19 protein-coding genes, 3 pseudogenes and 1 riboswitch are annotated in these 20,818 nt (G+C 71.4%); of the genes and pseudogenes, 9 read left to right on the plus strand and 13 right to left on the minus strand.

Annotation, left to right across the window (positions count from 1 at the left end):
* Positions 1-70 precede the first annotated feature (70 nt).
* The 3 genes and pseudogenes from DTQ71_RS04060 to DTQ71_RS04070 all read left to right on the plus strand — a co-directional run bounded on the left by DTQ71_RS04060 (position 71) and on the right by DTQ71_RS04070 (position 1,642).
* Positions 71-433 carry a hypothetical protein gene (locus DTQ71_RS04060; RefSeq protein ID WP_146204796.1) on the plus strand — a complete coding sequence of 121 codons (363 nt, stop codon included), beginning with the start codon at positions 71-73 and terminating at the stop codon, positions 431-433.
* A gap of 7 nt (positions 434-440) precedes the next feature.
* Positions 441-686 (plus strand): DUF3253 domain-containing protein, encoded by a 246-nt coding sequence (locus DTQ71_RS04065; RefSeq protein ID WP_109562981.1) that lies wholly within the window; start codon positions 441-443, stop codon positions 684-686.
* A 231-nt stretch (positions 687-917) separates the two neighbouring features.
* Positions 918-1,642 (plus strand): annotated as a pseudogene (locus DTQ71_RS04070) (IS5 family transposase).
* Between the two features lie 9 nt (positions 1,643-1,651).
* Here DTQ71_RS04070 and cobO read toward each other — a convergent pair.
* A complete protein-coding gene (gene cobO, locus DTQ71_RS04075; RefSeq protein WP_109562983.1) occupies positions 1,652-2,260 on the minus strand; it encodes a cob(I)yrinic acid a,c-diamide adenosyltransferase in 609 nt (202 codons plus the stop codon).
* A gap of 101 nt (positions 2,261-2,361) precedes the next feature.
* On the opposite strand from cobO, the gene DTQ71_RS04080 reads away from it, so the two are divergent.
* Positions 2,362-2,646, plus strand: a complete 285-nt coding sequence (locus DTQ71_RS04080) for a hypothetical protein (RefSeq protein ID WP_109562984.1) — start codon at positions 2,362-2,364, stop codon at positions 2,644-2,646.
* Between the two features lie 6 nt (positions 2,647-2,652).
* Here the strand turns inward: DTQ71_RS04080 and DTQ71_RS04085 are convergent, their stop codons facing one another.
* On the minus strand, positions 2,653-2,997 hold the full coding sequence (locus tag DTQ71_RS04085) for an acyl-CoA thioesterase (RefSeq protein ID WP_245947219.1): 345 nt from the start codon (positions 2,995-2,997) through the stop codon (positions 2,653-2,655).
* 428 nt (positions 2,998-3,425) lie between these two features.
* Positions 3,426-7,082 (minus strand): cobaltochelatase subunit CobN, encoded by a 3,657-nt coding sequence (cobN, locus tag DTQ71_RS04090; protein ID WP_109562986.1) that lies wholly within the window; start codon positions 7,080-7,082, stop codon positions 3,426-3,428.
* Positions 7,083-7,143: 61 nt separating this feature from the next.
* Here cobN and DTQ71_RS04095 point away from each other — a divergent pair, with 61 nt between their 5' ends.
* The gene (locus DTQ71_RS04095) at positions 7,144-8,067 is read left to right on the plus strand and encodes a pseudouridine-5'-phosphate glycosidase (RefSeq protein WP_109562987.1); all 924 of its coding nucleotides are present in this window, start codon (positions 7,144-7,146) and stop codon (positions 8,065-8,067) included.
* Between the two features lie 54 nt (positions 8,068-8,121).
* Here DTQ71_RS04095 and DTQ71_RS04100 read toward each other — a convergent pair whose 3' ends face one another.
* Positions 8,122-8,577 (minus strand): GNAT family N-acetyltransferase, encoded by a 456-nt coding sequence (locus DTQ71_RS04100; RefSeq protein WP_245947182.1) that lies wholly within the window; start codon positions 8,575-8,577, stop codon positions 8,122-8,124.
* On the minus strand, positions 8,574-9,641 hold the full coding sequence (gene cobW / locus DTQ71_RS04105; RefSeq protein WP_109562988.1) for a cobalamin biosynthesis protein CobW: 1,068 nt from the start codon (positions 9,639-9,641) through the stop codon (positions 8,574-8,576). The genes DTQ71_RS04100 and cobW overlap by 4 nt, the downstream gene beginning before the upstream one ends.
* A gap of 37 nt (positions 9,642-9,678) precedes the next feature.
* Positions 9,679-9,892: riboswitch (cobalamin riboswitch) on the minus strand.
* A gap of 281 nt (positions 9,893-10,173) precedes the next feature.
* Between cobW and DTQ71_RS24755 the strand changes: the two genes are divergently transcribed.
* The 4 genes and pseudogenes from DTQ71_RS24755 to DTQ71_RS24015 all read left to right on the plus strand — a co-directional run bounded on the left by DTQ71_RS24755 (position 10,174) and on the right by DTQ71_RS24015 (position 12,423).
* Entirely contained in the window at positions 10,174-10,464 is a 291-nt protein-coding gene (locus DTQ71_RS24755) for a winged helix DNA-binding protein (RefSeq protein ID WP_342768102.1), read from the plus strand.
* Positions 10,465-10,659: 195 nt separating this feature from the next.
* A pseudogene (locus tag DTQ71_RS24005) lies at positions 10,660-11,485 on the plus strand (hydantoinase/oxoprolinase family protein).
* A gap of 124 nt (positions 11,486-11,609) precedes the next feature.
* Positions 11,610-12,020 (plus strand): annotated as a pseudogene (locus DTQ71_RS24010) (hydantoinase B/oxoprolinase family protein).
* Between the two features lie 238 nt (positions 12,021-12,258).
* Positions 12,259-12,423 (plus strand): hypothetical protein, encoded by a 165-nt coding sequence (locus DTQ71_RS24015; RefSeq protein ID WP_245947184.1) that lies wholly within the window; start codon positions 12,259-12,261, stop codon positions 12,421-12,423.
* Positions 12,424-12,433: 10 nt separating this feature from the next.
* On the opposite strand, the gene DTQ71_RS04120 is transcribed toward DTQ71_RS24015, so the two are convergent.
* The 8 genes from DTQ71_RS04120 to DTQ71_RS04155 are packed head-to-tail and all read right to left on the minus strand — an operon-like array spanning position 12,434 to position 20,776.
* On the minus strand, positions 12,434-13,165 hold the full coding sequence (locus DTQ71_RS04120) for an FkbM family methyltransferase (protein WP_109562989.1): 732 nt from the start codon (positions 13,163-13,165) through the stop codon (positions 12,434-12,436).
* Positions 13,155-14,192, minus strand: a complete 1,038-nt coding sequence (locus tag DTQ71_RS04125; protein WP_109562990.1) for a glycosyltransferase family 4 protein — start codon at positions 14,190-14,192, stop codon at positions 13,155-13,157. The genes DTQ71_RS04120 and DTQ71_RS04125 overlap by 11 nt, the downstream gene beginning before the upstream one ends.
* Positions 14,189-15,715 carry an ABC transporter permease gene (locus DTQ71_RS04130; RefSeq protein ID WP_109562991.1) on the minus strand — a complete coding sequence of 509 codons (1,527 nt, stop codon included), beginning with the start codon at positions 15,713-15,715 and terminating at the stop codon, positions 14,189-14,191. The genes DTQ71_RS04125 and DTQ71_RS04130 overlap by 4 nt, the downstream gene beginning before the upstream one ends.
* Complete coding sequence (locus tag DTQ71_RS04135; RefSeq protein WP_245947186.1) at positions 15,712-16,491, minus strand: ABC transporter ATP-binding protein; 780 nt, start codon at positions 16,489-16,491, stop codon at positions 15,712-15,714. The genes DTQ71_RS04130 and DTQ71_RS04135 overlap by 4 nt, the downstream gene beginning before the upstream one ends.
* Positions 16,492-16,498: 7 nt before the next feature.
* Positions 16,499-17,485, minus strand: coding sequence for an ABC transporter substrate-binding protein (locus DTQ71_RS04140; protein ID WP_245947188.1), 987 nt, complete (start codon positions 17,483-17,485; stop codon positions 16,499-16,501).
* Positions 17,486-17,535: 50 nt separating this feature from the next.
* The gene (locus DTQ71_RS04145; RefSeq protein ID WP_109562992.1) at positions 17,536-18,444 is read right to left on the minus strand and encodes a lysylphosphatidylglycerol synthase transmembrane domain-containing protein; all 909 of its coding nucleotides are present in this window, start codon (positions 18,442-18,444) and stop codon (positions 17,536-17,538) included.
* A complete protein-coding gene (locus tag DTQ71_RS04150; protein ID WP_109562993.1) occupies positions 18,441-20,051 on the minus strand; it encodes an alkaline phosphatase family protein in 1,611 nt (536 codons plus the stop codon). The genes DTQ71_RS04145 and DTQ71_RS04150 overlap by 4 nt, the downstream gene beginning before the upstream one ends.
* Complete coding sequence (locus DTQ71_RS04155; protein WP_109562994.1) at positions 20,048-20,776, minus strand: CDP-alcohol phosphatidyltransferase family protein; 729 nt, start codon at positions 20,774-20,776, stop codon at positions 20,048-20,050. The genes DTQ71_RS04150 and DTQ71_RS04155 overlap by 4 nt, the downstream gene beginning before the upstream one ends.
* Positions 20,777-20,818 lie beyond the last annotated feature (42 nt).

The raw sequence follows: 20,818 nt of genomic DNA on the forward strand, positions 1-20,818 counted from the left end.
CCCCGCGCCGATTGACTCGGGGCAGGCCCATTGCAAGACTTTTCCTGCACAAACCGTAGGAAATTGTCTCATGTTCAGTGCGGGTAGACTTGCCGTGGGCGCGATCTGTTCCGGCCTTCTGCTCACGGGATGCGTCGAGACCGACGGCACTTCCACGGCGACCACCGCCGGCGCGGTGATCGATCAGCGGCTCGTCAGCGACCAGGGAGACATCTTTCTGATCCGCTCCGACGGCACTGTCGGTGGCTCGCTGCGCGGGGAGCCCACCGTCGGAACCTTCACGACGGACGGGCGGGAGATCTGCAGCACCTACACCTCTCCGCCCAGCCTGACGGGGCGGGAATTTTGCAGCGTTCCCGAAATCGACGGGAACCGGGTCATCTTCAACCGCCGCGACGGCAGCCAGTCCCAGCCCTATACGATCGAGGGCTGACCTTCCGATGGCGCGCGTGTCCGATGCCGAGATCGCGCGCGTCATCCGAACGCAGGCCACGGAGCGCGCGCCCCGCACGCTCTGCCCCTCCGAGGTCGCGCGGGCGCTCGCCGTCGACTGGCGCCCGCTCATGCCCCGCGTGCGCGCGGTCGCAGCGACCCTGCCGGAGATCGTCGCCACCCAGAAAGGCGACCCGGTCGACCCGGTGGCGGCGAAAGGTCCGATCCGCCTCGCCCGCACCGCCGGGCCGTGACGCCTCGCCAGAGGCGGCGGGATTCCCGTCTTCCGGCGGCAAATCCTCCGGGGGGCAGGCGCGGCACAGCGATCTGCGCCAGTCCGGCAGAGCCACGGTCGCCCCGACGGGTGCGCCTTAGGCTCCGGACCCATTAACCCTCTGGCGCCGTCAGTCTGTTCGTGATTCATGGTGCCCATTCTAGAGGGGGTGGCCATGTCTGAGACCCTGTTCTGGCTGAGCGAGGCGCAGATGGATCGGCTGCGGCCCCATCTACCCGACAAGGTCCGCGGCGTGCCGCGCGTGGATGATCGGCGGGTGATCTCCGGGATCATCCATGTCCTGAAGTCCGGATGCCGGTGGGTGGATGCGCCTGCCGTCTACGGCCCGCGCAAGACGCTCTACAACCGCTGGCGTCGGTGGGCAGAGAAGGGCCATTGGGTCCGGATCTTCGAGGCCCTGGCCGATGCCGGCGGCCCGCCCGCGCAGGTCCTCATCGACAGCTCGGCCGTCTCGGCGCATCGCTCGGCCAGCGGTGGAAAGGGGGGGAGGTCGCGCAGGGGATCGGCCGGTCGCGGGGCGGGAGGACGACGAAAGTCCACGCGCTCGCAGACCGCTGGTGCCGCCCGGTCCGGCTGATGCTGACGGGAGGCAACGTCGCAGACTGCATCGCGGCCGAGACCCTGCTGAAGCGCCTGCCGCCGGATGCGCTCGTTGTCGTCGGCGACAAGGGCTACGACAGCAACGCGGTGCGCACCCAGGTGAAGGGCCTCGGCGCATTCCCGAACATTCCACCGAGGAAGAACCGAAAGCGCCGCATCTTCTGGTGCCGGGACTTCTACCAAAACCGCAACGCCATCGAGCGCATGTTCGGCCGCCTCAAGGACTTCCGCCGCATCGCCACACGATATGACCGAAGGGCAGACGTCTTCCTCTCCGCCGTCGCCCTCGCCGCTACCGTCTGCTACTGGTTATGAGTCCGGAGCCTAGAACTCCACACCCGGCTGCGCTTTCACGCCCGACCGGAACGGATGCTTGATCAGCTCCATCTCGGTGGCGAGATCGGCCAACTCCAGCACTTCCTCCTTGGCATTACGCCCGGTCAGCACGACATGGGTCATCGGCGGCTTGTTGGCCTTCAGCCAGGCCACCACCTTGCCCGCATCGACATAGTCGTAGCGCAGCGCGATGTTGATCTCGTCGAGCAGGACCATGCGGTTGCGCTCATCCGCGATGAGCTCCTTCGCCTTGGCCCAGGCGGCCTGGGCCATCTCGACGTCGCGGGACTTGTCCTGCGTCTCCCAGGTGAAGCCCTCGCCCATCGTGTGGAACTCGCACAGATCGCTGAAATGCGCCTGGATCAGATCGCGCTCGCCGGTGCCCATGCCGCCCTTGATGAACTGCACGACGGCGCAGGGCATGCCATGGGCGATACATCGGAAGATCATGCCGAAGGCGCTGGAACTCTTCCCCTTGCCCTTCCCGGTATGGACGATGACGAGGCCGCGTTCCTCGGTCTTGGTCGCCATGATCTTGTCGCGCGCGGCCTTCTTCTTGGCCATCTTGGCGTTGTGGCGGTCGGTGTCGTCGCTCATTCTGGGCCTCCTGCTCTGGGGCGGACTGTCCTGGCGCGCGCAGGGGAGGTCAAGCCGGGCGATTAACCGTCGGTTAACCTTGAGCGGGCGAGACTGGCCGCATGTGGCGCCTGTTTCCCCTCCTTCTCGCGGCCTGTGGCATGCCCCATCCGATGGATGGGCTGGCCTTCAGCGGCAGCGCCGAGGCCAATGGCCACAGCTACCGCATCAACTGGAACCGCAGCGATGCCCAGGCGACGCGCACCAATCCCGTCTGGCGTCCAGGCCTGGCCGATGTGACCCGCGGCGCGATCCTCGCCACCGAGGAGGTGACAGGCTGCACCGTGGTTCCGGGAACCGCGGTGGGCGACGTCGCGCTGCTGCGGATGCGGCTGGATTGCGGTTGAGCGCGCTCAGCCCGCGTCTTCCTCGAAAATCGCGCGCGGAGCCCCGTCCTCGTCGAGCGCGACGAACACGAAATCCGCCGAGGTGACCGGGGCCCCATCCTTCGCGAAGCGTGAGCGGGCCCAGGCATCGACATGGATGCGCATCGAGGTCCGGCCCACCCGTCGCAGCGTCGCGTAGAGCGTGACCTCGTCCCCGACCTTGACGGGGCGCAGGAACTTCATCCCTTCCACCGCGACCGTCGCGCAGCGGCCCAGCGCCACCCGCGCCGCCATGTTCCCCGCCGCCAGATCCATCTGCGACATCAGCCAGCCGCCGAAGATGTCGCCCGCGGGGTTGGTGTCGGCTGGCATCGCGATGGTCCGGATGAGCAGCACGCCCTCCCGCTGCTGCCGCCCATGGGCGGCCCGGGCCACGCCGAGCGCGAGATGGCGGTCCTGATCCTCGGTCATCGTCGTCTCCCTATTCGCGCACCCACAAGACCCGTGATCCCAGCACATGTCGAGACGGCGCGACCGCAAGTCGGCCCCGCTGCCGTCCCGAACACGCAAAGGACCGCCCGGTAGCCGCCCCCCTGTCACGCCCGCACCATCAGCCGCCGACAGCCTCCATCCCTCCTTCTTCCCTGCCAAAATATCCCGGGGGTCCGGGGGCTGGCCCCCGGTCCCGCCCGCCCCAAAAGCGCCACCCCCAAGAGACTGAGAAACAGCCCCAAGCCGGGGCCGAACGCAGGCGCGTCGCGTCCGAGACAGACGCGGGCGTCGCACGACCGGCTGGCCGGTCAGCTCCGCCGCAGCCGGTCCAAGAGCCCCCGCGCCGAGTTGGAGCGCGGCGTCCAGAGACCGCGCGCAATCGCCTCCGACAGCCGATCGGCGATGTCCGCCAGGGCGGGCGCGTTGACCTCGCCGATCCAGTCGCGGACTGCGTCGTCCTCCAGCACCGCGGCGGCGACCAGGTCGAAATGATGATCGCGGACGGCGCCGGTCGTCGCGGCGAAGGCGAAGAGGTAATCCACCGTCGCGGCGATTTCGAAGGCGCCCTTGTAGCCGTGGCGCTGCACCCCCGCGATCCATTTCGGGTTCACCACGCGGGAGCGGACGACGCGCCCGATTTCCTCTTCCAGCGTGCGAATGACCGGGCGCTCGGGCCGGGAGTGGTCGTTGTGGTAGACGGGTCGTCCGGCGCCTTGCAGCATCTCGACCGCGGCTGCGGCGCCGCCCTCGAACTGATAGTAATCGTCCGAGTCGAGCAGGTCGTGCTCGCGATTGTCCTGGTTCTGGACGATGGCCTCGATCTGGCCCAGCCGCTGTCGAAGGCCGGCATGGTCGGGCCTGCCCTCGCCCGTGCCGTAGGCGTAGCCGCCCCAGTCGATATAGGCCGCGCCCAGATCGGCGGCGCTGTCCCAGAGCCGCTCGTCGATCATCGCCTGGAGGCCCGCGCCATAGGCCCCTGGCTTCGATCCGTAGACCCGCGCGGCGCCTTCGCCCGCCCGTGCCCGGGCGGCGGCGGGGTTGACCTCTTCGGGCTCCTCCAGCGCCTGCACCGCGCGCGCGGCGCCGTCGACCAGGGCCATCTGCTGCGGGAAAGCGTCGCGGAAGAAGCCCGAGACCCGCAAGGTCACGTCCACGCGCGGGCGGCCCAGGGCGGTGTGGGGGATGATCTCCCAGCCGACCACGCGGCGATTGGCGCTGTCCCAGCGGGGTTTCACCCCCATCAGCGCCAGCGCCTGGGCGATGTCGTCGCCGCCCGTGCGCATGTTCGCCGTGCCCCAGGCGGTCAGCAGCATTGTGCGGGGCCAATCCCCATGGTCCTGCAAGTGCCGCTCGATCAGCAGGTTGGCGCTCTTCCAGCCGAGCTTCCAGGCGGTGGGCGTCGGCACCGCGCGGCTGTCGACCGAGAAGAAGTTGCGCCCCGTGGGAAGGACGTCCGGACGGCCCCGTGTGGGGGCGCCGGATGGCGCAGGGGCGACGAAGTGCCCTGAAAGGGCGGTGAGGAGGCCCTCCCCCTCCGCCGGGCCGCAGCGCCGCAACGCGGGGAGGATCTCGCCATGGATCGCCTCCAGCACCGGGGCCGTCCGGGTGAAGGGCTTCGGGGTTTCGCGCCATTGCACCGCCTGCACCGCCAGCGCCTCCAGCCGCTCCACCGTGTCGCCGTTGCTGCGCCAGGTCTCGGTCCCCATGGCGCGCAAGAATTTGTGGCGCGGACCGTCATAGGAGGCGGCCATGTCGCAATCGAGCGGGTCGATCCCGACGCCGCAATCCTCCGCCAGCGCCCGGATCAGCGAGGCTTGCCCCGGCCCGTCGCCGCGCGGCAGCCGGACCAGCGCGATCAGCAGGTCGCGCTCCAGGTCGCCCTCGGGCGATTGCCCGAAGACATGCAACCCGTCGCGGATTTGCGCCTCCTTCAACTCGCAGAGATAGGCGTCGAGCTTGGCGAGGTCGTCCGCGCCGTCGAAGCCCGCATCCACGTCGAGTCCCGTGACCGAGGCCAGCGACAGGATCTGCTCCCGCAGCGTGTCGATCCGGCGGGGGTCGAGGCCGGCGGCCTCGTAATACTCATCGACCAACGCCTCCAGATCGCGCATCGGCCCGTAGCTCTCTGCTCGGGTGAGCGGCGGCGTGAGGTGGTCGACGATGACGGCCTGGGCGCGGCGCTTGGCTTGGGTGCCCTCTCCGGGATCGTTGACGATGAAGGGATAGACGTGCGGCATCGGGCCGAGGGCGATCTCGGGCCAGTCCTCGGCGCCCAGAGCCAGAGCGCGGCCGGGCAGCCATTCGAGATTGCCATGCTTGCCCATATGGACGATCGCGTCGGAATTGGCCCGCAGCCAGGCGTAGAAGGCGAGATAGCCATGGGGCGGGATCAGGTCGGGCGAGTGGTAGCTGTCGGTCGGGTCCACATTGTAGCCGCGGGCCGGTTGCAGCCCGACCGTCGCGTTGCCGAAGCGGTGGATCGAAAGGGCGAAACCGCCCCGTTCCGCATCGAAGAAGGGGTCGTCCTCCGGCGCGCCCCAACGCTCGGCCAGGGCGGTGCGGGCGGCAAACGGCAGGCCGTCGTGGAAGGCACGATAGGTATCGAGCGGCAGGATCTCGCCGCCCGCCCGCTCGGCCCGGTCGGTCAGCCAGTTGGTCGGGCCCGCCAGCAACCGCTCCATCAGGGCAGCCGAGTCGTCGGGCAGGTCGTCCACCGCATAGCCCGCCTCGGCCAGCAGGCGCAGGACATGGACCGTCGCGGCGGGCGTATCTAGCCCGACACCATTTGCCAGCCGCCCGTCGCGGTTGGGATAGTTGGCCAGGATCAGGGCCACGCGGCGCCCGGACGGCGCGAGACGCCGCAGCCGACACCACGCGGCCAGAAGCTCGGCGGTGAAGGCGATCCGGTCGCCATGAGCCTTCCAGGTCGCGATCGGGCACTGGGTCGCCTCGTCGAAGAAGGCCTCGCCCTTGAAGCCCAGGGCACGGGTCAGGACGCGGCCGTCGAGTTCCGGGAGGGCGACATTCATGGCGATGTCGCGGGCCGAGAGCCCGGTCGTGCCCTCCTCCCAGGCCTGTTCCGTGCCGCCCGACAGCACGCCTTGGAAGACCGGCGCGCCATTCGCGAAAGCTTGGGCCAGCGGGTTGGCCTCGGGGTCGCCCACGGCGAAGCTGGTCAGGTTCAGGATCGCGTCGGGCGGGGCGTCGCGGAACAGCGCCTCCAAGGTCGCCGCCGAGACCGGATCCTTCAGCGAGGCGACGAAGACCGGCATCGGGTTCAGCCCCGCGCGCAGCAGCGCCCGCACCAGCCGGTTGACCGGATTCAGCCCGGCCCCCTGCAACAGCGCGCGATAGAAGATCACCGGCACGACCGCCGCGCCTTCGGTCCAGGCTGCGCGGAGATCGGCCATCGAGGCCTCCTGCGCGCCGGGCCAATAGAGGCCCGCGCGCAGGAGCGGCCGGGCAGGCGCGGGGCGCGGCGCGTCGTCGAGCATCGCCTTGGCATGGGCGAGGAAGGTCGCGGCATTGGCCGGGCCGCCCTCGATGAGGCAGGCCCAGAGCGCGTCGTAATCCTCGGCGGAGACGGTCGACAGCTCCCTGAGCTCCGCGTCCGGCTTGTCGTCCCCTGGCAGCGCGGCGAAGGGCACGCCCGCCTCGTGCAGGCGGGCGGCGTATTGCTCCAGCCCATAGGTCCAGTAGCCGCGCCCGCCCAGCACCCGCGCCACCACGAGGCGGGAGCGGGTGGCGCAGGCGTCCAGATGCAGGTCCACCGACATCGGGTGGCGCAGATGCATCAGGCTCGCCAGCCGCAGGGAGGGCGCGTCCTCCATCTCGGCCCGGGCCGCGGACAGCATCGCCAACTCCGTGTCGGCGGCGGAGATGACCACGAGGTCGGCGGGGGTCTGGCCGAGATCGACGGGCTCTCCGTCGTCCACGGCGCCGGGTTGGGCGGCGAGAAGATGCATAAAACGGGGTTTGCGGGAGGCGCCGGAAGGGTGCAAGAGGGCGCCCTCAGGAGGAGCGCCCATGGCCCGCAGGATCCAGCCCCAGATGACCGACGAGGTTGCCACCGCCCTGGCGCAAGGGCGCCCCGTGGTGGCGCTTGAAAGCACCATCATCAGCCATGGCATGCCCTGGCCGCGCAACGCCGAGGTCGCCTTGGAGGTCGAGGCGGCGGTGCGGGCCGAAGGCGCGGTGCCCGCGACGATCGCGGTGATCGACGGCGTGCTCTGCGCCGGGCTCGGCGCCGCTCAAGTGGAGCGGCTGGGGCGTGACACGAAGGTGGTCAAGGCTGCCTCCCGCGATCTGGGGGCCTGCATCGCCAAGGGCCGGACGGCGGGCACGACCGTCAGCGCGACGATGCGGATCGCGGCCCTGGCGGGGATCGGCGTCTTCGCCACCGGCGGCATCGGCGGTGTGCATCGCGGTGACGGCATGGATGTGAGCGCCGACCTGACAGAGCTCGCGGAAACTGACGTACTGGTGGTCTGCGCCGGGGTGAAATCGATCCTCGACATCCCACGCACGCTGGAGATGCTGGAGACCCTGCGCGTGCCGGTGGCGGTGTTCGGGGCCGATGCCTTCCCGGCCTTCTACACGCGCGACTCGGGGCTGGTGGCTGGCGAGCGGTTCGACGATCCGGCGCAGATCGCCGCGGCCCGGGCGGCGAACGCGGCGGTGGGGTTGGGCACGGGCATGCTGGTCGCCAATCCGATCCCCGAGGCGGCGGCGTTGGACGCGGCCGGGATCGGCGCCACGATCGACGCGGCCCTGGCCGAGGCGGAGGCGCGGGGGATCACTGGCCAGGCCGTGACGCCCTTCCTGCTCGGGCGCCTGAACGAGAGCACCGACGGCACCGCGCTGGCGGCCAATATCGCGCTGGTGCTGAACAATGCGCGGCTGGCGGCGCGGATCGCGGTGGCGGAGGCGGGCGCGGGCGTCTGGGTCTGACGGGGGGCGGTGGGCAAAATTCTTCGCTGAAGAATTTTGTGGTTGCACCAAGCGTCAGGCGGGGGCGCCCCGCTCGAAGAACAGCGAATGCGGCCCGGCCTCATAGGCACCGAAGGGGCCGCGGGGCACGAAGCCGTGGCGGGCATAGAGCCGATGGGCCGCATCGAGGCCGCGCCCCGTCTCCAGGCGCAGGACGTCTAGCCCCTCCGACGCGGCGGTCTCGATCAGCGCGCTCAGGATGGCGTCGCCGATGCCCTGGGCGCGGGCTTCGGGGGCGGTGAACATCGACTTGATCTCGCCATAGCCGTCGCGGAGCGCGAGCGCCCCCACCCCGCGCAGCGAGCCGCTCTCCCGCGCCGAGAGGAACCGGATATCGGGCCCGGCCAGAGCGTCGACCTCCAAGAAGTGGTTCGCCTCGGCCGGAAAGAGCGACTGCATCAGCGCATGATGCTGCCCCAGGAGCGCGACGCAATCCGGCGCGCGTGGATCGTCCGGCCCGATCCGGATCACGTCAGCGCGGCCGTGATCGCGGCGCGGTCGAGCCCGGCCTGCCCGATCACCACCAGCCGGGCGCCCCGGGGATCCGCGCCCAGGGGACGGTCGAAATAATGATCCACGCGCGGGCCCACCGCCTGCACGGTCAGCCGCATCGGCTTGCCCGCGACCGAGGCGAAGCCCTTGAGCCGCAGGATGTCGTGATCGCGGATCACCTCGGACAGACGGCCGGCGAAGGCGGCCGGGTCTGAGACCTCGCCGGTCTCCACCACGAAGCTCTCGAACGCGTCATGTCCGTGGTCGTGATCATGGTCATGATCATGGTCGTGACCGTCGTCGTGGTGGTCGTCGTCGTGGTGATGGTGATGATGGTGCAGCTCATGGCGGGCCGAGATGTCGTCCTCCGCCCCCTGCGCCCGGCCCAGCAGCACCTCTATGGGCAGCGCGCCATGGGCGGCGGGGACGACCTGGACCCCGGCCCGGGCCTCCCCGCGCAGGCGGGTGACCAGCGGTCCGGCATCCGCCATCAGGTCGGTCTTGTTGACGACGATCATGTCGGCACAGGCGACCTGATCGGCATAGAGCTCGCTGAGCGGCGTCTCGTGGTCGAGCCCGTCATCGGCCGCGCGCTGGCGGTCGACGGCGGCGGTGTCGGCGGCGAAGGTCCCGGCCTCGACGGCGGGGCCATCCAGAACGGTGACGACGCCGTCCACCGTCACGCGGGTCTTGAGCCCCGGCCAGGCAAAGGCGCGCAGCAGCGGCTGCGGCAGGGCGAGGCCCGAGGTCTCGATCACGATGTGGTCGGGCGGCGTCTCCCGGGCCAGCAGCGCCTCCATCGCCGGCACGAAATCGTCGGCAACGGTGCAGCAGATGCATCCATTCGACAGTTCGACCACGTCGTCGTCGGAACAGTTTTCGATGCCGCAGCCCTTGAGGATGCCGCCATCGACGCCGAGATCGCCGAACTCGTTGACGATCAGCGCGATGCGGCGGCCTTCGGCGTTTTGCAGCAGATGGCGGATCAGGGTCGTCTTGCCGGCGCCGAGGAAGCCGGTGACGATAGTGGCGGGAATCTTCACGTGGTGTCTCCTGCTGTCCCGTCACACCCGACGGGAGGTCGTTGTCGCCTGCAAGGCTGGTCTCCTGGCTCGCGGGTCGTCGGTCGGGGCGGCCTTCCCGGGGGGCTCCCAGTGGCATGTCGCCCGTCCCTCTCCGCTCACAGTCGCGGGGGCGGCTGCGGCCTCGGACCCCGGTTTGGGTCGCCCGTTCCGCATTCCCAGTTCGTCCCCTACGCCACATGCGCATCGGGGAACCTTGCGGGATCGGTATGGGCGGGCGGCGCGGAGGGGGCAAGTGCGAAGGCGGCACGCGGCGCCCTATCCGCGACACCCCAGGGGGTCGTGCGGCCGGGCCGCCGGTCCAGGGGTGGCCATCAAAGCATGCCATCGAGCCGTCAGCGAAAAGGTAGGCTTTCCCGTTTCAAGACGCTCGCGACTCGTCCCGCATCGTCTCCAGCCGTCACCTCGCCGAGGGGGGAGGCGTGGCAGATCTCCGAGTTGGAGTTCGGGCATCATCGCTTTCCACGCCCGCTCGCGCTGGATGGTGAAATGCATGGCAGCCGCCGGGCGGGAGCTGTCGCCGCTGGCGGTCCTGCTCCTGCACAACGTCCACCATCAGGCACGGGACAAGGGCCTGACCGACATTTGCTTTCTGCTCGATATCGAGGAAACGCATACCGTGAACTACGCGCTCAGGAAGCTGCTCAAGGCGGGGCCGCTGGTCTCCGAGACGCGGGGGAAGAGGTGTTCTGCGCGACCTCCGAGACGGGGCGGGCGCTTTGCGACGCGGGTCGCGAGGCCTGGGAGCGGTACCGGCTCGGGAGCCTGTCGCAGGTCGATCTGAGGGGTGAGCAGATGCGGGAGATTGCCGTCCTTCTTGTGCGCGCTTGCGGGGCATTACAATCAGGCGAGCCGGGCTGCGGCGTCGCTCTAGCGACCTTGAAGGCAGGCTCGGCGGCTGCGCTGCCTGTCCATAAGGTTCTGTCGGAAAGCCCCGAGCGCAATGCCGACGCCACCGTCCATGATCGGCGCGGTGGAGATGGCGACCACCGTCGCCACCAACGCTCTGCCGGAGCGGCGCGGCGCCCCGACCGTTCCGTGCATCACAAGCGGCTTCGGTGATCCGCTGCAGATCGGCACCGAGGCGCGCCCGCGTCTCTTCGATCTGAATATCCGTCTGCCGGATCTGCGCTCTGGCGACGTCCTGGAAGTCGACGCGCGGGTCTCGGCCGAAGGCGAGAGGCAGCGCCCGCTCGGCGAGGGCGCTGTCGCCGATCCAAACCCCGCCGCCTACTGCCGGGGTGGCCCTCTGACCGTGACCGATTGCAGCATGCTGCTGGACAAGCTGCGGCCCGACGCCTTCCCGCCGGTCTCCGGCTCGAATGCGGATCAATTGCTCGACCACGACGCGGTGGTGGCGAGGCTCGCGGCCCTGCGGGACGAGAGCGACCCGGCCCGCTCGGTGGAGGAGATCGCCCAGGGCTTCCTGCGCATCGCGGTGGAGAACATGACCAACGCGATCAGGAAGATCTTGGTGCAGCGCGGCTATGACGTCACCGGCTACAGGATGAACTGCTTTGGCGGGGGGCAGGCCGCATGTCCGCCTGGTCGCCGACATGTTGGGGATACGGGAGGTACTGATCCATCCCTTTGCGGGGCGGCTCTCGGCCTTCGGCATGGGGCTCGCCGATATCCGCGCGTTGCGCGAGGGGCAGATCTCGGCGCCGCTCAGGGAGGCCGAGGCGGGCCGCGTCGTGCTGGACCGGATCGCAAAAGCGGCGCGGGCGGAGGTCGCCGCGCAGGGGATTGCGCCGCCCGATATCCGCGTCGAGGCCACCGCCCATTCCGTGAACGTCAGGGAGTGACTGGACGTCTCCTGCGCGATCTCCGTCGCCGCCGGCGACCCTGGTGGCCAACGCGCCGGATGTGCCCGCCCATATCGACGAGCAGGCCGTGCCGATCGGGAACTTCCGCCTCCTGCGCGAAGGCGTGTTGCGGGAGGAAGCGGCCCGCGCGTTGCCCGCCTCGGGGCGCTCGCCCTGCGGCAAGGTCGATCAGGACAGGGCTGACCTCCCCGCCCAGATCGTCGCCAACGTCACCGGCGTGGCCCAGATGAGCCGGATCGCCGCGCCATACGGGGCCGATGTGGTCGCGGCCTATATGCGCCATGTCCAGGACAATGCCGCCGAGAGGGGCCGTCGCGTGCTCGACATGCAGTCGTAAGGGTGGCTCTCCTATCTGCTCGACCGAGAGGCCCGCGAGGCGGCGATCGACTTCACCGGCACGTCGCCGCAGGGCGCGCTGAACGACAACGCGCCGCGGGCGATCTGCCGGGCGGTCGTGCTCTATGTCTTCCGCAGCCGCGTGGGGCCGACATTCCGATGGACGAAGGCTCGATGACCGACCCGCGTCCACTCGCCGCTGTGATCTCGGGCAATACCGAGGTCAGCCAGGCCATCGCCGGCGTGCTCTATGGGGCGCGGGGGGGCCGCGGGCGCGCAGGGGACGATGACACTTTCGTCTGGCGCAATGCGGTGCACCAGAACGACGAGACGAGCTGCGGGGGGCACCTGCGCTTCCTTGAGCCGATGACCGATGAAGGCGACGGTCCTGACTTCCCATCGCGTGACCCCTCCCCATGGCGCAGGCGCCGCGCGCCGGGCGCCTCGGGCCGGAACGGGGTGGAACGGGGGCGGACGGAACGCGCATCGTGCTGGCGGGCAACGACATGGCGGAGCTTGGCGCGGGGGATGTCTTCGTAACGGAGACGCCCGGCGGCGGCGGGTGCGGCGCGCCGGGCTGAGCGGCGCCGATCAGGTCACGCGGCGCGCGTAGACGTCGCCCGAATTGGCCGAAGCGGGCAGGGCGCGAAGCTCCGCGCGCATCTCCGACGGGGTCCGCCAGGGGCCGAGAGCATGGCTCTCCCCCAGGCTGAGCGCATAGTCGTAGCGGCCCAGCCGCTCCATCCGGTCGAGGCAGGCGACCGCGACGTCGCGCTGGATGGTGGTGATCTCGAAGGACAGGGCCGGGAGCGGGGTGCTCAGGCCCGACAGGACCTCGGCCTCGTGGCCCTCCACGTCGATCTTGACGAAATCCGGCAGGCCATGTGCCGCGATCAGCGCGTCGAGCGTCGTGACCGGGACGGTCAGCCGCCGGTCCCAGACCTCGCCGCGCCAGCCCTCGGCGTCGCGGGCGGCGGCGACTAGGGCCGGGGAGGCGGTCGAGACGGTCGGGTTGGCGCTGTTGACCAGCAGGTCGATTTCCCCGGGCCGTGCTCCCGCCGCGGCCTGGATCAGCGTCGCGCCCGGCTTGCGCCCATGCAGCAGGCGCAGGGCGCGGAAGAGACGGGGCTGCGGCTCCAGCGCGACGACGCTTGCGCCGAGGCGGAGGAAGCTGTCGGTGCGGTCGCCCAGATGCGCGCCGATGTCGAAGGCGAGACCGCCGGACCGGACGAAGCGCGCGTTCAGCAGGTCCATCCGAGCGGTGCGCGCGCGGTCGCGGTAGTAGATGTCGAGCGAGCGGCCGAGCGGCGTATCAGAGCCCATCCAGCACCTCGCCCGCGATCCGCGCGGTGTCGTCCCAGCCGGGCAGGGCAGCGCCCGCGGCGGCGGCGCGGGCGGCCATCGCGTCGCGGGCCGGGAGATCCGTCAGCAGCTCCGTGACGGCCTGCGCCAGCGCGCCGGGATCGTCCGGCGGGACCAGCCGCCCGGTGCCCTCGGGCACGGTCTGCGGCACGGCTCCGGTGGCGCAGGCGACGATGGGAAGCCCCCAGGTGAGCGCCTCGTCGAAGACCATGCCGTAGCCCTCGTAGCGGGTCGCGAGCGTGAAGAGCGTGGCCTCGGCATAGAGCGCGTCCAGCTCCGCATTCGGAACCCGGCCCGCCAGGTGCACGCGGGCGCCGAGATCCAACTCCTCCACCATGCGCGCCAGTAGGGCCGCGTGCTCCGGGTCGTGGGCGGACCCGGCGATGACGGCGCGCCAGGGCAGATGCGTCAGCCGCGCCAGCGCGCGCAGCAGCACGTCATGCCCCTTGCGTGGATGCTGGAGGCCCACGGACAGGATCAGCGGCGGGTCGATCGGGTGCCGCCGGCGCGGCCGCGCGTCGGTGCCCGGAGGCGCGATGGTGATCCGGGAGCGCGGTGTCGCGTAATCGCCCGCGAGGATATCGGCCGTGTGCGGGCTGGGCACCAGAACATGGCGCGCGAGCCGGAGGTTGTCGCGCTCGGTGCGGAAGAGATGGGCGTGGCGGGCCGCGCTGAGCCCCGTCTCCAGGGCGAGCGGGTGGTGGATCATCGCGACGATGGGCGCGCGGACGCGGGCAAGGCCCGCCGTGTCGATGGCGCCGAAGACGAGCCCGTCGAGGATCAGCGCGCGCTCGGGCGGCAGATCGGCCAGCGCGTCGATGGCCGCGGCCATGTCGGCGGCTGAGGGATCGGGGAAGGCGGCGGCGAGTTGCAGGTGCTGCACGTCCCTCCCCTGGTCGCGCAGGCCCATCAGCAGGCGGCGCTCGTAGATATAGCCGCCGGTGACGGTGTTGATGTCGCCCGGAATGGCGAAGGCCGCGGGCCTCATGCGAGCTGCTCGGGCGCGTAGACGCGCAGCACGCGCCGCTCCAGGAGGCCGACTGCGCCGTAGCCCAGCACGCTGAGCAGGGCGGTGACGGCCACCGCGCTCCAGAGCAGGTCGTAATCCGAAAGCGAGGCCGAGAGCGCCATGACGCTGCCGATGCCCTGGCCGGTGGCGAGCCACTCAACCACCGTGACGGCCAGCACCGAGGCGGGGACGTTCATGCGCGCGGCGGCGAAGAAGGCGGGGAGCATGGCGGGGATGCGGACGCGGATCAGTTGTTGCAGGGGGCCGGCGGCGTAGCTCTCCATCACGTCGAGGATGCGGCCCGGCGCTTGGCGCAGGCCGTGCAGGCATGCGATGAGGGTGGGGAAGAACACCATGATCGCCACCAGCGTCACCGTCCCCAGCGCGCCGCGCCCCAGCAGCAGAACCACCAGCGGCGCTGTCGTGATGATCGGCACGGAGCGCAGCGCGACCGCGACCGGAATCACCGCGCCCGAGGCCGCCGGGACGAGGACGATCAGCATCGCGAGCCCCGCCCCCGCCGCCAGCCCCGCCGCATAGCCCGGCAACAGGAAGACCGCCGTCTCCAACAACGCCTCGCCCAGCGCGGCGCGGTTGGCGGCGGCGTCGCTCGACGTCGTGAGCGCCTGGGCCACGTCGAGCGGGCCCTTGGCGAAGAAGCTGCTCAGCCCCAGCAGGCGCAGCCCCCCGGCCCAGATCAGCATCGCGGCAGCCGCCACCAGCAGGACCGTCCAAGGCCCGCCGCCTCGCCGCGCCGGGGGGGCGGCGAGCATCACCGAAGGTGCCTCCGATAGGGCCCGCGCGGCCAGGGCGCCCACGGCGAGGTAGCCCAGCATCGCGATGGCGGTGGCGACGGTGGCCAGCGCCCAGGTCATCTCCACGTCCATCGCCCGCATCGCCCGCAGCGTCAGCACGCCCATGCCGCGCTCGGCCCCGGTGAACTCCCCGACCATCGCGCCGAGGAAGGCGGCGGGCGCGGCGATCTGGAGGCCGGCCACGAGATAGGGCAGCGCGGCGCGGGCGCGGACCCGGATCAGCGCCTGGAGCGGTCCGCGCCCATAGCTGCGCACCAGATCGAGCCACGCCTCCGGCACGGCGCGCAGGCCGACCAGCAGCGGGATCAGCGTGGTGTAATAGACCGCCAGGGCGGCCAGCGCGACCTGCGGGCCGTCGCCCGGGCCGAAGACGACGCGCAGGATCGGCCCGGTCGCCACCAGCGGCAGGCAAAACACCAGGAGCGCCAGGCCCCGGATCATCGCCTCGCTGCGCGCCCAGGCCAGGGCCAGTCCCGCCAGCGCTACCGCCGCGCCGTTTCCGATGACATAGCCCAGCGCCGCGTTCCACAGCGTCTCGCCCAGGGCGCGCGCCATCAGTCCGGCATTCTGCCAGAGCCAGAGCGCGATGGCGCTGGGTGGGGCCAGGACATAGGCCTCGGCCAGCCCCCTGCCCGCGGCCTCCCAGAGCGCCAAGGCCAGGAGGATGCCCAGCGCCGACCGGGTCATTGCGCGGCGCGGGGCCGGGTCTCGGCCATCCCCGAGGAGAGCGCGGCCACCACCTCGTCCATGAGCGCGGCGCAGACTGGGTTGCGCTCCAGCCCCGGGGCGCGGGGGCGGGGGAGGTCGATGGCGATGTCGGCCACGACGTGGGCGGGGCGCGGAGAGAAGACGATCACGCGGTCCGACAGGGTCACGGCCTCGGCCACCGAATGGGTGACGAGCAGGGTCGTGGTGTTCCGCGCCTCCCAGAGGGCGGGCAGATCTTGCGCCAGTTGCTGCCGGGTCAGGGCGTCGACGGCGCCGAAGGGCTCGTCCAGCAGCAGCAGACGGGGCGCGGTCGCCAGCGCCCGCGCGATGGCGGCGCGCTGCCGCATGCCGCCGGAGAGGGCGGCGGGCCGCGTGTCGCCGAAGCCCTCCAGCCCGACGAGACGGATCAGGTCGTCGATCTCCCGCCGCCGCAAGGGGCGGCCCGCAAGGCCCAGAACAAGCTCGATATTCTGGCGCACCGTCCGCCAGGGCAGCAGCGACGGATCCTGAAAGGCCAGGGCCAGGTCGCCGCGCCGGGTCGTCTCTGACGGAGGAGCGCCGTCGATGGCGGCGGAGCCGCCGCTCGGCACCTCCAGCCCCGCAATCAGCCGCAGCACCGTGGACTTTCCGCAGCCCGACGGGCCGACCAGCGCCGTGGTCCGGCCCGCCGCGAACTCCATATCGAGCGGGCGCACCGCCTCGACGCCGCCGGGATAGGTCTTGGCCAGGGCGTGCAGCGTGACGGGGACCGACACTGCGCCGTCAGGCTCCGTGGACTTCCTCCAGGATCGAGCGATCCCAGAGGTCCGCGGTCACCTCCCGGCCGAGCAGCGCGAGCGTCTCGATATTCGCCGCGACGGTCTCGTCGGTCCACCAGCCGAACCCGTTCGCGTCGGTCAGCTCCGAGAACATCAGCGGCACCTGACGCTCGGCCTGCAAAAGCTGCGCCTCGGGGTCGAGGCCGGCATCGGGGAACATTTCCAGCGTCAGCGCGGTGGCGGCGGCGGTGTCGACGCGGTAAGCCTCCCAGCCCGCCACCTCGCCGGCCATCAGCGCGACGATCTCGGCGCGGCGCTCGGCCAGGCTCTCTTCGGTGACGATGTAGGTCTGAGAATGCACGGCATAGCCGTGATCGGCCATCAGCATAGTCTCGTTCTCGACCCCCTGGACGGTCATGGCTACCGGCAGGTCCGTGGCCCAGCAGAGCAGGCAGTCGACCTCTCCGGCCAGGAGCGGCTGGGGCGAGTATTGGGTCGGCACGACCTCGATCGCGCTCGCATCGACGCCGTTGAGCTGGCACAGCGCCTCCAGCACCGGCGTATTGGCCAGCGACATGCCGATGCGCTTGCCGGGCAGGTCGGCGGGGCTGCGGACGGGGTTGGCGGGCAGGGAGGCGATGGCGAAGGGATTGTTCTGCATCGCCACGCCGATGATGCGGAAGGGCGCGCCCTGGGCGACGGCGGCGGCGGTGTAGTCGGCGGCCGAGATGCCGACCAGCGCCGTGCCGGAGACGACCGGCGGCTCGACCGGGGCGTTCGGCCCGCCTTGCAGCAGCGTCACGTCGAGCCCCTCGTAGAAGCCGCGCTGTTTGGCGATGTAGCTGCCTGCGAATTGCGTCGAATGCAGCCAGGAGAGCTGGAGGCTGACAGGGATATTGGCGCGGGCGGGGCGGCCCAGTGCGGCGAGGCCCATGGCGGCGGCGCCCGCGCCGAGCAGGCCGCGGCGGGTCAGGGAAGCTGTCGTTCGCATGATGTCTCTCTCTTTTTCCAGGATGAGGGTGAGCGCCGCGCCGCAGGGGGTCAAGGCTCCGGCCCCGCAGGCGCGTTTGGTCGCAGGAGGGGGATCGCCAGCCCAGGGAGGGATGTGGCGAGGAACACCAGGCCGAAGGCGACGCTGGCGGCGAGCCCCTCCGCCGCCGTCGCGCCGAAGGCTGGAAAGAGCAGGGCGGCCGCGCCTTCGCGCAGGCCCCAGCCCGCGATGGAAAGCGGCAGCAGCATCGCGAAGAGGATCAGCGGGAGCACGGCGATCACGGCCAGAGTGGGGAGCGGGACGCCCAGACCGCGGGCGCAGAGCGCGAACGCGCCCACATTGCAGAGCGCCGTGCCGAGGCTGAGCCCGACCTGCCGCGCCCATATGCCGCGCGCGAAAACCGTCTGGCCGAAGGCGCGGGCCGCGCGGCGCAATGGCGCCGCCGCGGCGGTGGCGGCCGCGACGAGCGTGGCCACGCCCGCCCCGGTCAGGAGCGCAAGACCCAGCCAGTCCGGCCAAGTCAGCCCGGGCAGGGCGACGCTAAGCGCCAGCCCGGCGCAGAGCAGCGCCAAGAGGCCGAGCTGCCCTGCCAGACGCTCGAAGACGACGGCCTGCGCGGCGACGCGCAGGCCCGCCCCCGCCCGGGACCGAACGGCGCGTCCCGCATCGCCCAGAACGCCGCCGGGCAGCGACTGATTGACCACCTGGGCCAGGTAATATTCCCGCAGGGCCGTCCAGAACGGCAGCGTCAGGCCCAGCCCCGCCGCAGTCAGGCGCCAGCGCTGCGCCGAAAGCACGGTCTGAAGCGCCAGCAGCGCGCCTGCCGCCAGCAGCCATCCCGGCTCCGCCTGGGCGAGCCGGGCCAAGGCGGCCTCGCCATCGGCGACGCGCCACAGCAGCACCGCCAGCGCGACCACGGCGGCCACCCGCAGCGCGACGGAGAGGCGCGCCCGCGTCATCGCCGCGCGGCGCGGGCGCCGCTCGAATAGACCGTCAGGATGGCGTCGCGCAGGTCGGTCATGGGACGCACCGCTCCCTCCCGCGGCAGAAGGCCGGGATCCGGGGCGAGCGGGGCCAAGGCGTCCACCAGGGCGGTCGGGCCGAGGACGTGGATCGGCACGTCGGGCCGGTCGTCGAGGGCCACGAACTCCGCCGCCTGGTGGTCGCCGATCACCAGGATCAGGGGCGGCGCGTCGGAATGGAGCAGGGCGTATTCGAACACGGCGGAGAGCGCGTAGTCGATGGCCTCGCGATATTGGGCCCGCACCCGGTCACGGTCGCGCCAGACGACCTCCGGCGGGTCGCCTGAGGTCGCGACGGCGTTGTAGACCGTGCCGTCGCCGATATCGTCCCAGGGCAGAATCTCGGGGATGGGCACCCAGGGCGCGTGAGAACTCGCCAGCGCGACCTGCACGAAATCGCGGCGGGGATCGCCGTCCTCGCGCACCAGGCGGTCGAGCGCCGCCAGGGTGAACTGGTCGGGCATCGTCACCCAGTTGAATGGCTCCCCAGCATAGCCGAGATCGGCGGCGGGCAGGATGTCCTCGAAGCCCATCCGCAGCGCCTCGGGCCAGTCCAGCGTGATTTGCGGCATCACCGCGGCCGTGCGGAAGCCCGCGCGCGCGGCATGATGAAAGAGCGTCTCGCGGCCGCTCGCCAGGACCGCGCCATAGCTCGCCTGATTGTCGACCCAGAGCCCGTTGGCCACGGTCGCGTGGGACAGCCAGCTCTGCCCGCCCCGTGTGGGCGCCGCCAGCAGGCCGGAGCGCATCGCAACGCCGGCGGCCGCCAGCCGCGCCTCGTAGCGGGCAAGGGTCGCGCGGTGGATCTCGGCGTGGAACGGCGTGTCTAGGCTGGCGCGGCCATAGCTCTCGACGAAGAGGATCAGCACGTCGCGGTCGATCCGGTCCAGCAGCCCGTCTGCGCCGGCGAACGGGTCGCGGTGGGCGGCGGCCTTGAAGTCGCGCAGCTCGTCCAGGGTGCGTCGGGCGAGGCCCACCCGTTCCACGCCCACGCGCGCGGTAAAGGCGGCCCCGGGTGGCTGGACCGGCAGGCTCCAGCGGCCCATGGCCTGCCCGATCTCGCCGACGGCCACCGCGCCGAGGGCCAAGGCGGGCAGGGCCAGCCACGCCCCGCGCCCGCGCGGCCAGGACAGCCGCGCCCATTGCGCCAGCGCCCACCAGAGCGCCCAGGCCAGCAGCGCCGCCGCCAGCACCGCAGCGACTGCCGCCGCCCCCGCGAGAACCGGACCCACCGCGCCCGCGAGCAGGCGCAGGAACGCATCCACCAGCGCGATATCGGCCACCGGATTGAACCCCCGCGTGAGCGCGGTGAAGCTGACGTAATCCGCGAGCTTGAGCGCTGCGATCACGGTGAGCGCCGCTGCCAGGCCCCCGCGCAAAAGCCGCCCCGCCGCGCCGTCGCCCGCCGCCATCACCGCGAGCAGGATCACCGGCAATTCCAGCGGGAACAGCAGCAGTGCCGCCCAGGTCATCGCCGCCGGATGGTTCGGCTGGATCAGGACCAGGAATAGCAGCGCCGTCGCGGCGGCGAGCCGCAGCATCATCCTTGCCTCAGATGGCGGATATCCACCCAGAACGACCAGGCCAGCGCGCCCGCCGCGGCCAGGACCAGCGCGTCGGCGGCCTCCCTCGGCAGGCCTGGGATCAGCACCGCGATCAAGACGCCGATCTGAAACACGCAGACGGCCTTGCGGCTGAACCGCTCGGGCAGGGGGCCCCTGAGCCAGGGCCAGACCTGCTGCGCGGCGCCGAACAGATAGCGCGGCAGGCCGAGCAGGAGGATGGCCGGATGGACCGCGCCGGCCAGCGCCCCATGGGCGGCCAGCGTCAGGGCGAGCGCCGCATCGACCTCCATGTCGAACCTTGCGCCGAACGCGGAGGCGAGGCCCTGCCGCCGCGCCAGCCAGCCATCCACCCCGTCCAGCGCCAGGGCGACCCCGGCCACGGCCAGCACCGCCACGCCCGCCGGAGCGTCCAGCGCGGGCACGAGACAAGCGACGAGCCCGAGGCGCCCCAGCGTGACCGCGTTCGCCCAGCCGATCCGATCATGGGGATAGCGGCGCATACCCCGCAGCGCCACCGCGACGCCCGCCATGTAGACGGCGAGGGCGATGGCCAGTCCCGCCAGCCCGGCCCCCAGGGCCGCCGCCAGCGCGGCGACGGCCGGCAGCCCCGCCGCGCCAATCCAGGCGAAGCGCGCCGTGACCGAGAGCGGAAAGGCGACGTGATTTGCCTCTTCGGCGCCTGGGGCTCTAGGGTCGTAGGTCATGGCTGTCTCGGTGACTCGGGTTCGGCGGGATGCGGGTCAGTG

Source organism: Jannaschia seohaensis (genome assembly GCF_900116765.1).
Taxonomy (GTDB): Bacteria; Pseudomonadota; Alphaproteobacteria; order Rhodobacterales; family Rhodobacteraceae; genus Jannaschia; species Jannaschia seohaensis.